Here is a 13,366-nt window from a genome sequence, read left to right on the forward strand (position 1 = left end):
GTGGGGGCGCAGCGCGCGACGCGTCCGGCGCCCCGGAGTAAGGGGGGAGAGCGGCCGTCAGGCCTTCTTCGCGCCCGGGAAGCCCAGCTTCTCGCGCTGCTCGTAGTACGCCTTGGCCACCGCCTGGGCCAGCGCGCGCACGCGCAGGATGTAGCGCTGGCGCTCGGTCACGCTGATCGCGCGGCGCGCATCGAGCAGGTTGAAGGTGTGGCTGGCCTTCATCACCTGCTCGTAGGCCGGCAGCGGCAGGTTCACTTCCACCAGCTTCTGCGCTTCACGCTCGCAGGCGTCGAAACGGTGGAACATCTCTTCCACGTCGGCGTATTCGAAGTTGTAGGTGCTCTGCTCCACCTCGTTCTGGTGGTAGACGTCACCGTAGGTCACCGGCTGGCCGTCCGGGCCGTAGGTCCAGACCAGGTCATAGACGTTGTCGCAGTTCTGCAGGTACATGCACAGGCGCTCGAGACCGTAGGTGATCTCGCCCAGCACCGGGCGGCATTCCAGGCCACCGGCCTGCTGGAAGTAGGTGAACTGGGTCACTTCCATGCCATTGAGCCAGACTTCCCAGCCCAGGCCCCAAGCGCCCAGCGTCGGCGATTCCCAGTTGTCCTCGACGAAGCGCAGGTCGTGCACCAGCGGGTCGATGCCCAGTGCCTTCAGCGAATCCAGGTACAGCTGCTGGATGTTGTCCGGCGCAGGCTTCATCGCCACCTGGTACTGGTAGTAGCGCTGCAGGCGGTTCGGGTTCTCGCCGTAGCGGCCGTCGGTCGGGCGGCGCGAGGGCTGCACGTAGGCCGCATTCCAGCTTTCCGGACCGATCGCACGCAGGAAGGTGGCCGGGTGGAAGGTACCGGCGCCCACCTCCAGGTCGAGCGGCTGGATGAGCACGCAGCCCTGCTGGGCCCAGAACTGGTTCAGGGTCTGGATCAGGCCCTGGAAGGTGATCGGAACGGTCGGGGTCGCGGACATGCGTACGAGTCTTGGCCGGCAAGGGGGTGCGTTAGTATAACGGCCGACCTGCGGGGCATTCCGTACCCGGGAGGAGCAGGCAGATGGAACATCGGCTGCCGGTCGGCACGCCCGGCGAAGCGGGCGGCGTCGCGCTGCCCTGGGGACGGCTGCAGTTCGAGCAGATTGCCGCAGCCGTGGTCGCCGATGGCCGGGTGGCCGAACAGGACCGCGAACGCATGCGGTTTTCCGCACAGGGCGCGCGCAACGCCAGCGAAGTGCACCCGCTGGTGCTGCTGTCCAACCTCAAGCTGGCCGCCAACGGCGGTGGCGAGCTGACCCTGGAACGTCTCACCGAATGGCTGGCGCAGCGTACCGGCAGCCGCTACCTGCGCATCGACCCGACCCGGGTGGACGTCGCTGCGGTGACCGCGCTGGTGTCCCACGCCTACGCGCGCCGCCACCGTTTCCTGCCGTTGGCGGTGGATGCCGAGCGCGTGCTGGTGGCCACCAGCGAGCCCCTGGTGCAGGAATGGCGCCGCGACCTGCAGCACCTGACCCGGCGCCGCATCGAGCTGGCGGTGGTCAACCCGCTGGACCTGCATCGCTACACCATGGAGTTCTACGGGGTGACCCGCTCGGTACGCGGCGCCCGTGGCGACGTGCGTGGCGAGGCCAATACCACCCTGCCCAGCTTCGAGCAGCTGGTGGAGCTGGGCCGCACCGGCGACGTCAATGCCGACGACCAGCACATCGTGCACATCGTCGACTGGCTGCTGCAGTACGCCTATGAGCAACGCGCCTCGGACATCCACCTGGAACCGCGCCGCGAGATGGGGCGCATGCGCTTCCGCATCGACGGCGTGCTGCACAAGGTGTTTGAGGTGCCACCGGCGGTGATGACCGCCGTGGTCAGCCGTATCAAGGTGCTTGGCCGGATGGACCTGGCCGAGCGCCGGCGCCCGCAGGACGGCCGCATCAAGACCCGCTCGCCGGGCGGCCGCGAGGTCGAGATGCGCCTGTCGACCATGCCTACCGCATTCGGCGAGAAGTGCGTGATGCGCATCTTCGACCCCGATGCCGCCTTCAAGAGCATCGACCAGCTCGGTTTCAGCCCGCAGGAGGCGGCCGGCTGGAATGCGCTGGTCGAGCGCCCGCATGGCATTGTGCTGGTGACCGGCCCGACCGGCTCGGGCAAGACCACCACCCTGTATTCCACGCTGAAGCGGCTGGCCACGCCGGACGTGAACGTGTGCACGGTGGAGGACCCGATCGAGATGATCGCGCCCGAGTTCAACCAGATGCAGGTGCAGACCAACATCGACCTGGACTTCGCCAGCGGCGTGCGCACTCTGCTGCGGCAGGACCCGGACATCATCATGATCGGCGAGATCCGCGACCTGGAGACCGCACAGATGGCGGTGCAGGCCTCACTGACCGGCCACCTGGTGCTGTCCACGCTGCATACCAATGACGCGCCCTCGGCGGTCACCCGCCTGCTCGACCTGGGCGTACCGCACTACCTGCTGGCCAGCACCCTCAACGGCATCCTCGCCCAGCGCCTGGTGCGCACGCTGTGCCCGCACTGCAAGCAGCCACACAGCCTCGGCGCCGCCGATTGGGCGGTGCTGGCTGATAGCCATGCTGCATATCCAGATGCCGCCACGCCCTGTCGGCCGGTCGGTTGCCTGGAGTGCCGGCGCACCGGATTCCTTGGCCGCATCGGCCTGTATGAGTTGCTGCCATTGGGCTCGCGGCTGCGCGGGCAGATCCGCGCCGACATGGATCTGGCCGGTTTCAGCCGGGCCGCACGGGCTGAAGGGCTGCGAACCCTGCGCCAGGCCGGGCTTGAAAAGGTGGCGCAGGGGCTGACTACAATCGAGGAAGTCCTGTCAGTCCTGCCGCCCCCGGATGAACCCAGCCCCGTTCCTGATTCTTGAAACCGGCCGCCCGGTACCGTCGCTGCGCCGCTACGGGCGCTTTCCGCACTGGATCCGCGTCGCCGCCGGGCTGGAAGAACACGAGACGGTGGTGGTTGATGTCGAACACGGTGGCGCCCTGCCCGACCCGCATGCCTTCGCTGGCGTACTGGTGACCGGCTCGGCCGCCTTCGTCACCGACCACGCCGAATGGAGCGAGCGCAGCGCCGCATGGCTGCGCCAGACCGCCCACGCGGACCTGCCGGTGTTCGGCATCTGCTACGGCCACCAGCTGCTGGCGCACGCGCTGGGAGGCGAGGTGGCCTACAACCCGGCCGGCCGTGAGTCCGGCACGATCGAGTTGGAACTGCAGCCGCAGGCCGCGCAGGACCCGCTGTTCCAGGGCCTGCCGCAGCACTTCGCCGCTCACGCCACCCACCTGCAGACCGTGCTGCGCGCACCCGACGGCGCCGAAGTGCTGGCACGCTCACCGCTGGATGGCTGCCACGCCTTCCGCTGGGGCCGCCAGGCCTGGGGCGTGCAGTTCCATCCGGAGTTCGCCACCCACCACATGCGCGGCTACGTACGCGCCCGCGCCGACTGCATCGGTCGCCACGGCGGCTGCGCCCGCAGCATCGAGCGCGCGGTCAGCGCCGCACCGCTGGCCCGCCAGCTGTTGCGCCGCTTCGTCCGCCAGGCGCGGCTGTCTTCAGCCCAGCCGGTGGCAAAACAGGGATAATCGGCGGCACGGGCAGCCGCCCGGCCCCCTCCTGTCCTTCCCGGATGTCCATGAAAGAGATTCGCAAGCTGCCGGCTTCGGCGGGCGCCCAGTGGTTGCTGGATACGTTCTCGCTGTACCGGCGCGCGCCGCTGCAGCTGGCCCGGATCGGCCTGGCCTGGCTGCTGGTGAGCTGGGTGGTGACTCTGCTGTCGACGCTGATTCCCGGCGCTGCCGGCATGGCCGTGCAGCTGATGACCCTGGCCATCTCGCCGATCATGTTCGGCGGCATGTTGTACGCCGTGGGCGAGATCGACGAAGGCCGCCCGGGCCTGGCCTCGCACCTGCTGCAGCCGATCCGCGACCACCGCGTCAGCCACCTGCTGGTGCCGCTGGCGATCCAGGTGCTGGCGGTACTGCTGCTGGGCGCGCTGCTGTTCCTGATGATCGGCCGCGAGGGCTTCACCGCCTTCAGCGAGGTCATGACCAAGATGGAAGAGATCAGCCGCAGTGGCCAGCAGATCAAGCCGGACGATGCCGCCGCGCTGGTCGCCAACCTGCCGGCCAAGCGCATCGCGCTGTGGATGCTGCTGGTATTCCTGAGCGCGGTGGCGCTGTCGCTGGCAATGTTCACCCAGCCGGCGCTGGTGGTGTTCGACAAGCAGAGCGGCATGCACGCGCTGCGCCTGAGCCTGCAGGGCTGCATCGAGAACATCGGCGCGATGATCGTTTTCGCAGCGCTCGGCCTGATCGCTGCGTTCTGCATGTACATCCTGTTCGTGATCGTGATCCAGATCGCGATGCTGGTCGGCGGCCCGCTGGCTGCGGCCTTCATCGCCCAGCTGGTGCTGACCACGGTGCTGATGCCGCTGTATGTCGGCGCGGTCTACGCCGCGTGGAAGCAGATGTTCGTGCACCGCGGCAGCCGCGCAGCGCCTCCGATTCCGTCCACGCCAACCTCGAGCGACGTGTTCCACGCCTGACGAAAAAGGGGACGGAGGGGATTAAGTCGTTAGCCGCACAGTGGCACAAACGACTTAATCCCCTCCGTCCCCTTTTTTCAGGCAGCGGGCTTCTTCACTACCGACGACGGCACCAGCCAGCGTGCGGCGTGGATGCCCAGCTCGTAGAGCAGGCACATCGGAATCGCCAGCATCAGCTGCGAGACCACGTCCGGCGGGGTGAGCACTGCGGCCAGCACGAAGATGCCGACGATCGCGTAACCGCGGCCTTCCTTGAACTGCTGCGGCGTCACCCAGCCCAGCAGCACCAGGATCACCATCGCCACCGGCAGTTCGAAGCTGCCGCCGAAGGCGAAGAAGATCGCCAGCACGAAATCCAGGTAGGCATTCGCATCCGGGGTAATCGCGATCACGTCCGGGCTGAAGGTGGTGAGGAAGTGGAACACCGCCGGCAGCACCAGGAAGTAGGCGAAGGCGCAACCGGTGTAGAACAGCAGCACCGATGACACCAGCAGCGGCACCGCCAGGCGCTTCTCACGCGCATACAGGCCCGGAGCGACAAACGCCCACAACTGGTACAGCAGCCACGGCACCGCCACGAACAGGGCGACGAAGAAGGTCAGTTTCAGCGGTGCGAAGAAGGCGCCGGCCGGGTTGGTGGCGATCATCGTCTGCCCGTTCGGCAGCTGCGAGACCAGCGGTTCGGCCAATGCGTTGTAGAGCTTCTGGGTGAACGGCAGCAGCGCCAGCAGTACCACGCCCAGGCCCAGCAACGCGCGCACCAGGCGGCCGCGCAGTTCCACCAGATGTTCGACCAGCGAGCTTTCGCCGAAATCCTGTTCACTCATGGCTGGCGCTCCGTGCTCTGCGCCGGCGGCGGCGTACCGGCTTCAGCGGGCGCAGCGGAAACCGGCTCGGCGGCACCACCGTCCTGCGTCGGTTCAACCGCGTCGGGCGCGGCACCCATGTGCGGCGGCAGATCCGCAGGTGCCGGTGAACGTACCTCCTGCGCCAGCGTATCGCCCTGCTGCTGCGCCTCCTGCGCTTCGCGACGGATCGCTTCACCGCTGGCACGCAGCTGGTTCTCGGTGTCCTGCATGCCCTGGCGTACGTCCTGCATCTGCCGCTTGATGTCCTCGGCCTGCAGTTCGCGTTCCAGTTCCTGTTTCACCGAATCCCACTGATTGCGGGCACGACGCACCCACAGGCCGGCGAAGCGGGCCGCCTTGGGCAGGCGCTCGGGACCGAGCACCACCAGGGCGACCACTGCAATCACCAGCAGTTCGCTGAAGCCGATATCAAACACCGCGACCGCTCCGGATCAGCGAGCGTTACGGTCGTGCTCGTCCTGCGCGGTGCGCGAGGCGTCCTGGCTGCGCGACTCATCGCCCAGCTGCGCGTTCGGCTTGTCTTCGTCGCGCATGCCCTTCTTGAATTCCTTGACCGCCGAACCGAGGTCCTTGGCGCCGCTGGTCAGGCGCTTGGTGCCGAACACCAGCAGGACGATGGCCAGCACGACCAACCAATGCCAGATGCTGAAACTGCCCATAAAGACGCTCGTTACGTTAGTGATCAGGCTGTCGAGCATAGCGCACCGGGTGTTAGCCGGCGCGCGTGACGAAAGTCAGTTTCCGCCCAGCGTTTCCGTGCGGATTTCGCCGTCGTTGACCGGCTGGAAGCCCTGCTGCTGCGGCGGTGGGGTCTGCGGCACGTTCTGCAGCGGTGCTGTGGTGGCTTCGGCGGGGGCGGCCGGCGCTGCCTGAACAGGCGCAGGAGCTGCCGCCGGGACCGGCGCCGGACGCGCCGCGTTGCCACCATTGCCGTTGCGGTTGTTGCGGGCGGCGTAGGTAGCCTCTTCCAGGCGATCGCGGAAGGCGACCACGTCCATCGACGGCGAACCGACGGCGCGACCTTCGAAGATCATGCGCGGCGTGGTGTTGCTGCCGTAGGCGTCCAGATTGGCGGCATCGTCGATCTGCAGCACCGCACCATCCAGCGCGACGCCGGCGAACAGGCCGCGGGCGCGCGACCAGGACCAGATCTCGGCCTTCAGCTGGCCGTCGGTGGCAGCGGCAGCATTGCGGCCGACCGGGCCGGCGGCGACACCGGCATCGGCGCCCAGCGTGAACTTGCCGTTGACCAGATTGTCCAGGCTGCGGTCGTTGCGGAACACCAGCACCACGTCGGAAGACTGCACGCCGGCCTGGAAGCCGATGCTGCCGCCCGTGAGCTTCACGAATACCGGGTTGGACCAGGCGCCGTTGGGCATGCGCACCGACATCAGGCCGTGGCCACGACGTCCGCCAATGACCAGACCGGCCTTGATCGTATCGGGAATGACGATGACCGCGCGGCCTTCGTCGAGCAATTTATCCGGAATGCCCTGTTCAGGGATTTCCTGGATTTCAGCCAGCACGCGCACGGCATTGCGCGCACGCTGGTCTTCCTGCGGTCCGGCCATGGCCTGGCTGGACAGCAGGCTGGCGGCGATCAGCAGGGCTTGGATCGGGCGACGCATGGCAGGCTCCAGAAGTCAGTCCATAGGAAGATATAGCAAGTGACTGAAATTAGTAGTGTTGTCATGAATCGCCAATGAGCGCTCCCCGCTCACATAGATGCCCGCTATGCCTGCAATCCGAACCCTGCATCCCGGCGCGACACCGGATCGGCGACAATGCACCCCATGCTCGACGCACCCGATACCGCCGTGCTGGCGGTCAACCTAGGCACGCCCGAGACGCCGACGGCCCCCGCCGTACGCCGTTACCTGGCTGAATTCCTGTCCGACCGCCGCGTGGTCGCGATCCCGCCACTGCTGTGGCAGCCGCTGCTGCGCGGACTGATCCTGCCGCTGCGCAGCAGCCGTTCAGCGGCCAAGTACGCCCAGGTCTGGCTACCGGAAGGGTCTCCGCTGATGGTGCATACGCGCCAGCTGGCCCAGGCCATGCAAGCGCTGTTGCCGACCCTGAAGGTTCGCCATGCAATGCGCTACGGCGAACCGGCGCTGGCCAGCGAGCTCGACCGCCTGGCGGCCGACGGTGCGCGCCGCATCGTGGTACTGCCGCTGTATCCGCAGTACTCCACCACCACCACCGCCTCGGTCGAAGATCGCGTCGATGCCTGGCAGCGCCGCAATCCGGGCGTGACGGTGAGCCTGGTGCGCGACTATTCGGTCGATCCGGGCTGGGTCGACGCCGTTGCCGGCTCGATCCGCCGCTACTGGGAACAGCACGGTCGCGGTCAGAAACTGATGTTCTCCTTCCACGGCATCCCGCAGCGCCTGGCCGATGCCGGCGATCCGTATCCGCAGCGCTGCGAAGCCAGTGCGCAGGCCATCGCCAAGGCACTGGGCCTGGGCAGGGACGATTGGCAGATGGGTTACCAGTCGCGTTTCGGCCGCGAGCGCTGGCTGCAGCCGTATGCCGAGCCCAGCCTGTGGGCGCTGGCCGAATCCGGCGTGAAGCAGATCGACGTGGTGTGCCCCGGCTTCGCCACCGATTGCCTGGAGACGCTGGAAGAGGTCGCCATGGGCTTCACCGAAACGCTGGCCGAGCGCGGCGCGACGATGCGCTACATCCCCTGCCTCAACGCCGAGCCGGAACACGCTCGCGCCCTGGCGCGGCTGGCCGTGGCCTCGCTGGCATGAGTCTGCAACCGTTTGAACTGGAGGTCGGTGGCGCGCGCGTCGCCGGCCTGCGCAATCACGGCGATGGTCCGCGCGTGCTGGCCCTGCACGGCTGGCTCGACAACGCGGCCAGCTTCGTGCCGCTGGCGCCGCATCTGTCGTCGCTGCAATTGGTGGCGATCGACCTGCCCGGTCATGGCCACAGCGCGCATCTGCCGGCCGGTGCCAGCTACACCACGGCCGCCGCGATCTGCCACGTGCTCGATGTGGCCGATGCGCTGGGCTGGGACCGTTTCAGCCTGCTCGGCCATTCGATGGGCGCCGGCATCGCCAGCCTCACCGCCTCGGTCAGCGACCGGGTGGAACGGCTGGTGGCGATCGAAGCACTCGGCGGCCTGCGTGGTCCCGAAGAAGAGACCGCCAACCGCCTGCGCGAGCATGTGAATGCCACGCGTGGGCTGGCGCGCAAGCAGCTCCGCGTGTTCCCCGACCTCGCCGCGCCGATCCGCGCGCGGATGATGACCAACCAGCTCAGCGAGCGCTGTGCACGGCTGCTGGTCGAGCGCGGCGTGGAGCCGGTCGAAGGCGGCTACCGCTGGTGCAGCGACCCGCGCCTGATGCTGCCCACTGCGATCCGCCTCAGCGAAGGCCAGATCGACAACCTGCTGCAGGCCATCGCCTGCCCGACGCAGGTGATCTATGCCACGCCGGCACAGTCGTACTATCCCGAACCGATGCGCAGCGATCGCCTGCGGCATCTGCGCGATGGCCGTCTTGCGGTGTTTGCCGGCAACCATCACCTGCACATGGAAGATCCGGAACAGATCGCAGACGTGATCCTGCGCTTCTTCAACAACGACAACGCGGGCTGAGCGAAGGCACCGGCGCGCTTCACTCCGCGCGTCTGCGGCCGATACATCAGTTGCGGGCCCCTGCGTCCGCAGCGCGCAGGTCCGGTCGGGCCTGCGGCGTGTGTCTGGTTCTGCAAGGAAGTCCGCATGCCCGCTCTGCTGCACCGTCACCCACAGGATGTGGCCACGGTGTCCCGTCTCCGCGTCGCTGATCGCGTCGCATTCCCTGAATTCCCGGCTCGCGCCCTGGTCACGCACTCCTGCGTGCGCCGCGGCGTGGCCGTTGTCGTTTGCTGATCCAGGAGTCGCCGATGTCCGTTGCATCCTCCCGCCCCCCCGATACCGCCCGCCTGCCGCATCTGCAGCAGCTCGCCCGCCACGCTGACCGCCGCCTGCTGATCGGCAGCGCGGCACTGGCCCTGGCTGGCCTGGTGCTGGCCCTGCGTGGTCCGCAGGTGCAGGCCGCCGCGTTGGCGTCCGTCGCCGTGCTGCCAGCCGCCTGGTTGGGCGGACTGCAGGCAGGCCGGGCCGTCGCCCGCAACGGTCTGGCACTGCTGTTGTCGCTGCAGCTAGCCGTGTTGTGCGCGATCGTCAGCCTGTCACCGGCATTGCCGATTGCGCTGTTGCTGGGCGTGCTGCTGGGGCACCGCGATCGCCTTCCGGTGTGGCTGGCCGGTGGCGTCGGTACGCTCGCCCTGCTGGCACCGTTGCAGGGTGATGCCGCGCTATGGCCAACGTTGCTGCAGGCCGGCATGTTCGCGGCCCTGACCCTGTTCCTCGGCCAGGTCGCACTGCGCCTTCGGCAGCAGACCGAGGCTCTGGGTCACGGCCCGCGTCGGCTTGCTGCGCTGGCACGCGACATCGCCACCGGTGCCGATCTTGGCGCGCATGCCGATACCGGCGCCTATGCGCCGGGTTCACTGGCTCACGCCCTGGCCGACACTGCGCGCCACGTGCAGGCCCAGCGTGGACGCGAGGCCGCGTCGCATGCCGAGAACGCGCAGATCCGCCAGGCGCTGGATGCCTCGCGCACCGCGATGATGATCGCCGACAACGACCATGTGATCCGCTATGTGAACCGCTCGGTGGTGGCACTGCTGCGCAACCAGCAGGCGACGTTGCGACAGGCCTTCCCCGATTTCGACGCCGAGCGCCTGGTCGGCAGCAGCATCCATCGCTTCCACGCCAACCCGGACCGCATCCGCGCGATCCTCAACGGTCTGCAGGTCACGCACAACGGCAAGGTGCAGATCGGCCCGGTACATTTCGCGCAGGTGGTCACCCCGGTGTTCGACGCGCAGGGCGTGCGCCTGGGCTTCGCCGTGGAGTGGCATGACCGCACCCATGAGCTCGCGCTGGAGAACGCCGTGGCCGGCATCGTCGCAGCGGCAGCGGCCGGTGACCTCGACCAGCGCCTGCAGGCCACTGAAGGTGTCAGCTTCCTCGATGGGCTGACCGGTGGCATCAACCAGCTGCTCGATACGCTCGGCAGCACCGTCAACGACGTGCGGCAGATGCTCTCGGCACTGGCCAACGGCGATCTGGATCGGCGCATGCGCGGGGAGTATCACGGCGCCTTCGCTGCCATCCAGCGCGATGCCAATGCCACGGCCGGGCAGTTGGCACGCATGGTCGGTCGCATCCAGGAATGTGCGGCGTCGATCAGTACCGCCGCCAGCGAGATTGCCGCCGGCAACGGCGCGTTGTCCGAGCGCAGCGAGCGCCAGGCGGCGCACCTGCAGGAGACCGCAGCATCGATGGAGGAACTGACCGCCACCGTGCGCCAGAACGCCGCCCATGCGCGTGAGGCCAGTGCATTGGCGGCCTCCACGCAGAGCGCTGCCAGTGACGGCAATACGGCCATGCAGCGGGTGGTCGATACCATGCAGGCCATCGAAGGCGCCTCGAAGCGGATCGGCGACATCACCGGCGTCATCGATGGCATTGCCTTCCAGACCAATATCCTGGCGTTGAACGCAGCGGTGGAGGCGTCGCGCGCCGGCGAGCAGGGCCGAGGCTTTGCCGTGGTGGCCAGCGAAGTACGCGTGCTGGCACAGCGTTCGGCGGCGGCCGCACAGGAGATCAAGAAGCTGATCGACGAAGCAGGCCGGCAGGTGGGTGAAGGTGCCCAGCTGGTGGCCGACGCCGGCCAGCGCATGCAGGGCATTGTCGGCGGCGTGGAGGATGTCAGCCACCTGATGCGCGAGATCTCTGCAGCGTCGCAGGAGCAGTCGATCGGTATCGAGCAGATCAACCAGACCGTGGTGCAGATGGATCAGGCCACGCAGCAGAACGCGGCGCTGGTGGAAGAAGCCACCGCTGCCGCACGTGAGCTGCAGTCGCAGGCGGGGACGCTGACCGAAGCAGTCTCGGTATTCCGCCAGCAGGAACCGCACGAGGTCTCGCAGGCCGCCTGACCCGGGCCTTTCATTCGAGTCTGATCAGGACGGCGCCCGCAGGGCGCCGTCTTTTTATGCGTGATCTGCGTGATGGGTCACGCAGAGAGCATCCCTGCACGGCGCGGATCTACGGGTAGTGCCGGCCGCTGGCCGGCAAACGATGGGTAGCTGCCAACCTTGGTTGGCGCCTGGGTCCCGCCCTGAGAGCATCCACGCATCGCGTAGATCTACCCGGCAAACGATCGCCGTGCGGGCCTGCTGTTGGTAGTGGCCACGCTTGGTTTGCGCCGTGGCTACTCGCAGGGGGCATCCACGCATGGCGTGGATCTACCGGCCGATGTAATGCCATCGGGTGACCGGCCCGTGGCCGGCGCTATCCGCATTTCCTGCGCACAAAGAAAAACCCCGCTGCGTGAGCAGCGGGGTTTTGGGTATAAACCCTGGCGATGACCTACTCTCGCATGGCTTGAGCCACACTACCATCGGCGCAGCTGCGTTTCACTTCCGAGTTCGGGATGGGATCGGGTGGTTCCACAGCGCTAATTTCACCAGGGAGGCTTTTGGAGAGTCGCACTCGTCCCTGAGGGACAAGGCGCCAGCCTCGCATAGTTCTTGTGACGTAGCGTGCACTTGGATGCACTTACGACGTTGTCGTAAAGCCAAGGCAACTTGAGGTTATATGGTCAAGCCTCTCGGATCATTAGTATCAGTTAGCTCAATACATTGCTGTACTTACACACCTGACCTATCAACCACGTAGTCTACATGGTTCCTTCAGGGGGCTTGTGCCCCGGGAGATCTCATCTTGAGGCGCGCTTCCCGCTTAGATGCTTTCAGCGGTTATCGCTTCCGAACATAGCTACCCGGCAATGCCACTGGCGTGACAACCGGAACACCAGAGGTTCGTCCACTCCGGTCCTCTCGTACTAGGAGCAGCCCCTCTCAAATCTCCAACGCCCATGGCAGATAGGGACCGAACTGTCTCACGACGTTCTGAACCCAGCTCGCGTACCACTTTAAATGGCGAACAGCCATACCCTTGGGACCGACTACAGCCCCAGGATGTGATGAGCCGACATCGAGGTGCCAAACACCGCCGTCGATATGAACTCTTGGGCGGTATCAGCCTGTTATCCCCGGAGTACCTTTTATCCGTTGAGCGATGGCCCTTCCATACAGAACCACCGGATCACTAAGTCCTAGTTTCCTACCTGCTTGATCCGTCGATCTTGCAGTCAAGCACGCTTATGCCTTTGCACACAGTGCGCGATGTCCGACCGCGCTGAGCGTACCTTCGAGCTCCTCCGTTACTCTTTAGGAGGAGACCGCCCCAGTCAAACTACCCACCATACACGGTCCCCGACCCAGATAATGGGCCCAGGTTAGAACGTCAAGCACGACAGGGTGGTATTTCAAGGATGGCTCCACTGCAGCTAGCGCCACAGTTTCATAGCCTCCCACCTATCCTACACAGACGAACTCAACGTTCAGTGTAAAGCTATAGTAAAGGTTCACGGGGTCTTTCCGTCTTGCCACGGGAACGCTGCATCTTCACAGCGATTTCAATTTCACTGAGTCTCGGGTGGAGACAGCGCCGCTGTCGTTACGCCATTCGTGCAGGTCGGAACTTACCCGACAAGGAATTTCGCTACCTTAGGACCGTTATAGTTACGGCCGCCGTTTACTGGGGCTTCGATCAAGAGCTTCGCCTTGCGGCTGACCCCATCAATTAACCTTCCAGCACCGGGCAGGCGTCACACCCTATACGTCCACTTTCGTGTTTGCAGAGTGCTGTGTTTTTGATAAACAGTCGCAGCGGCCTGGTTACTGCGACCCTCTTCAGCTATAGCTCGCACGAGCCACCAAAAAAGGGTGCACCTTCTCCCGAAGTTACGGTGCCATGTTGCCTAGTTCCTTCACCCGAGTTCTCTCAAGCGCCTGAGA

11 protein-coding genes and 2 rRNA genes (1 of these 13 cut by a window edge) are annotated in these 13,366 nt (G+C 66.3%); 6 read left to right on the forward strand and 7 right to left on the reverse strand.

The annotated features are described in order from the left end of the window. Nucleotides 1-57 precede the first annotated feature (57 nt). Complete coding sequence (gene glyQ / locus FQS62_RS21870; RefSeq protein ID WP_006403404.1) at nt 58-969, reverse strand: glycine--tRNA ligase subunit alpha; 912 nt, start codon at nt 967-969, stop codon at nt 58-60. 83 nt (nt 970-1,052) lie between these two features. Here glyQ and FQS62_RS21875 point away from each other — a divergent pair, with 83 nt between their 5' ends. The 3 genes from FQS62_RS21875 to FQS62_RS21885 are packed head-to-tail and all read left to right on the forward strand — an operon-like array spanning nt 1,053 to nt 4,568. Next, entirely contained in the window at nt 1,053-2,888 is a 1,836-nt protein-coding gene (locus FQS62_RS21875; RefSeq protein WP_049443847.1) for a GspE/PulE family protein, read from the forward strand. Further along, a complete protein-coding gene (locus FQS62_RS21880; RefSeq protein ID WP_049443849.1) occupies nt 2,860-3,606 on the forward strand; it encodes a glutamine amidotransferase in 747 nt (248 codons plus the stop codon). Before FQS62_RS21875 ends, FQS62_RS21880 begins: the two co-directional genes overlap by 29 nt. A gap of 50 nt (nt 3,607-3,656) precedes the next feature. Beyond that, nucleotides 3,657-4,568 (forward strand): BPSS1780 family membrane protein, encoded by a 912-nt coding sequence (locus tag FQS62_RS21885; protein WP_049443851.1) that lies wholly within the window; start codon nt 3,657-3,659, stop codon nt 4,566-4,568. Nucleotides 4,569-4,645: 77 nt separating this feature from the next. Here the strand turns inward: FQS62_RS21885 and tatC are convergent, their stop codons facing one another. The 4 genes from tatC to FQS62_RS21905 all read right to left on the reverse strand — a co-directional run bounded on the left by tatC (nt 4,646) and on the right by FQS62_RS21905 (nt 7,065). Next, the gene (tatC, locus tag FQS62_RS21890) at nt 4,646-5,395 is read right to left on the reverse strand and encodes a twin-arginine translocase subunit TatC (RefSeq protein WP_005411675.1); all 750 of its coding nucleotides are present in this window, start codon (nt 5,393-5,395) and stop codon (nt 4,646-4,648) included. After that, nucleotides 5,392-5,853, reverse strand: coding sequence for a Sec-independent protein translocase protein TatB (tatB, locus tag FQS62_RS21895; RefSeq protein WP_208043324.1), 462 nt, complete (start codon nt 5,851-5,853; stop codon nt 5,392-5,394). Before tatB ends, tatC begins: the two co-directional genes overlap by 4 nt. 15 nt (nt 5,854-5,868) lie before the next feature. Further along, nucleotides 5,869-6,096 (reverse strand): Sec-independent protein translocase subunit TatA, encoded by a 228-nt coding sequence (gene tatA, locus FQS62_RS21900; protein WP_005420453.1) that lies wholly within the window; start codon nt 6,094-6,096, stop codon nt 5,869-5,871. Between the two features lie 75 nt (nt 6,097-6,171). Then, the gene (locus FQS62_RS21905) at nt 6,172-7,065 is read right to left on the reverse strand and encodes a lipid-binding SYLF domain-containing protein (protein ID WP_049443856.1); all 894 of its coding nucleotides are present in this window, start codon (nt 7,063-7,065) and stop codon (nt 6,172-6,174) included. 165 nt (nt 7,066-7,230) lie between these two features. Between FQS62_RS21905 and hemH the strand changes: the two genes are divergently transcribed. From hemH to FQS62_RS21920, 3 genes are all read left to right on the forward strand, one after another. Beyond that, on the forward strand, nt 7,231-8,193 hold the full coding sequence (gene hemH, locus FQS62_RS21910; RefSeq protein ID WP_164159232.1) for a ferrochelatase: 963 nt from the start codon (nt 7,231-7,233) through the stop codon (nt 8,191-8,193). Next, the gene (locus tag FQS62_RS21915) at nt 8,190-9,044 is read left to right on the forward strand and encodes an alpha/beta fold hydrolase (protein ID WP_088480920.1); all 855 of its coding nucleotides are present in this window, start codon (nt 8,190-8,192) and stop codon (nt 9,042-9,044) included. The genes hemH and FQS62_RS21915 overlap by 4 nt, the downstream gene beginning before the upstream one ends. A 290-nt stretch (nt 9,045-9,334) precedes the next feature. Beyond that, nucleotides 9,335-11,440 (forward strand): methyl-accepting chemotaxis protein, encoded by a 2,106-nt coding sequence (locus FQS62_RS21920; protein ID WP_208043325.1) that lies wholly within the window; start codon nt 9,335-9,337, stop codon nt 11,438-11,440. Nucleotides 11,441-11,860: 420 nt separating this feature from the next. Here the strand turns inward: FQS62_RS21920 and rrf are convergent. Beyond that, a 5S ribosomal RNA gene (gene rrf, locus FQS62_RS21925) occupies nt 11,861-11,975 on the reverse strand. A 126-nt stretch (nt 11,976-12,101) separates the two neighbouring features. Next, a 23S ribosomal RNA gene (locus FQS62_RS21930) occupies nt 12,102-13,366 on the reverse strand; it runs 1,616 nt beyond the window's last position.

The organism is Stenotrophomonas sp. SBJS02 (assembly GCF_020428325.2).
Classification (GTDB): Bacteria; Pseudomonadota; Gammaproteobacteria; order Xanthomonadales; family Xanthomonadaceae; genus Stenotrophomonas; species Stenotrophomonas africana.

What these genes read in the sequence shown, in the direction of transcription:
- glyQ (WP_006403404.1), bottom strand. Translation starts at nt 969, where the DNA reads ATGTCCGCGACCCCGACCGTTCCGATCACCTTCCAGGGCCTGATCCAG.
- FQS62_RS21875 (WP_049443847.1), top strand. Translation starts at nt 1,053, where the DNA reads ATGGAACATCGGCTGCCGGTCGGCACGCCCGGCGAAGCGGGCGGCGTC.
- FQS62_RS21880 (WP_049443849.1), top strand. Translation starts at nt 2,860, where the DNA reads ATGAACCCAGCCCCGTTCCTGATTCTTGAAACCGGCCGCCCGGTACCG.
- FQS62_RS21885 (WP_049443851.1), top strand. Translation starts at nt 3,657, where the DNA reads ATGAAAGAGATTCGCAAGCTGCCGGCTTCGGCGGGCGCCCAGTGGTTG.
- tatC (WP_005411675.1), bottom strand. Translation starts at nt 5,395, where the DNA reads ATGAGTGAACAGGATTTCGGCGAAAGCTCGCTGGTCGAACATCTGGTG.
- tatA (WP_005420453.1), bottom strand. Translation starts at nt 6,096, where the DNA reads ATGGGCAGTTTCAGCATCTGGCATTGGTTGGTCGTGCTGGCCATCGTC.
- FQS62_RS21905 (WP_049443856.1), bottom strand. Translation starts at nt 7,065, where the DNA reads ATGCGTCGCCCGATCCAAGCCCTGCTGATCGCCGCCAGCCTGCTGTCC.
- hemH (WP_164159232.1), top strand. Translation starts at nt 7,231, where the DNA reads ATGCTCGACGCACCCGATACCGCCGTGCTGGCGGTCAACCTAGGCACG.
- FQS62_RS21915 (WP_088480920.1), top strand. Translation starts at nt 8,190, where the DNA reads ATGAGTCTGCAACCGTTTGAACTGGAGGTCGGTGGCGCGCGCGTCGCC.
- FQS62_RS21920 (WP_208043325.1), top strand. Translation starts at nt 9,335, where the DNA reads ATGTCCGTTGCATCCTCCCGCCCCCCCGATACCGCCCGCCTGCCGCAT.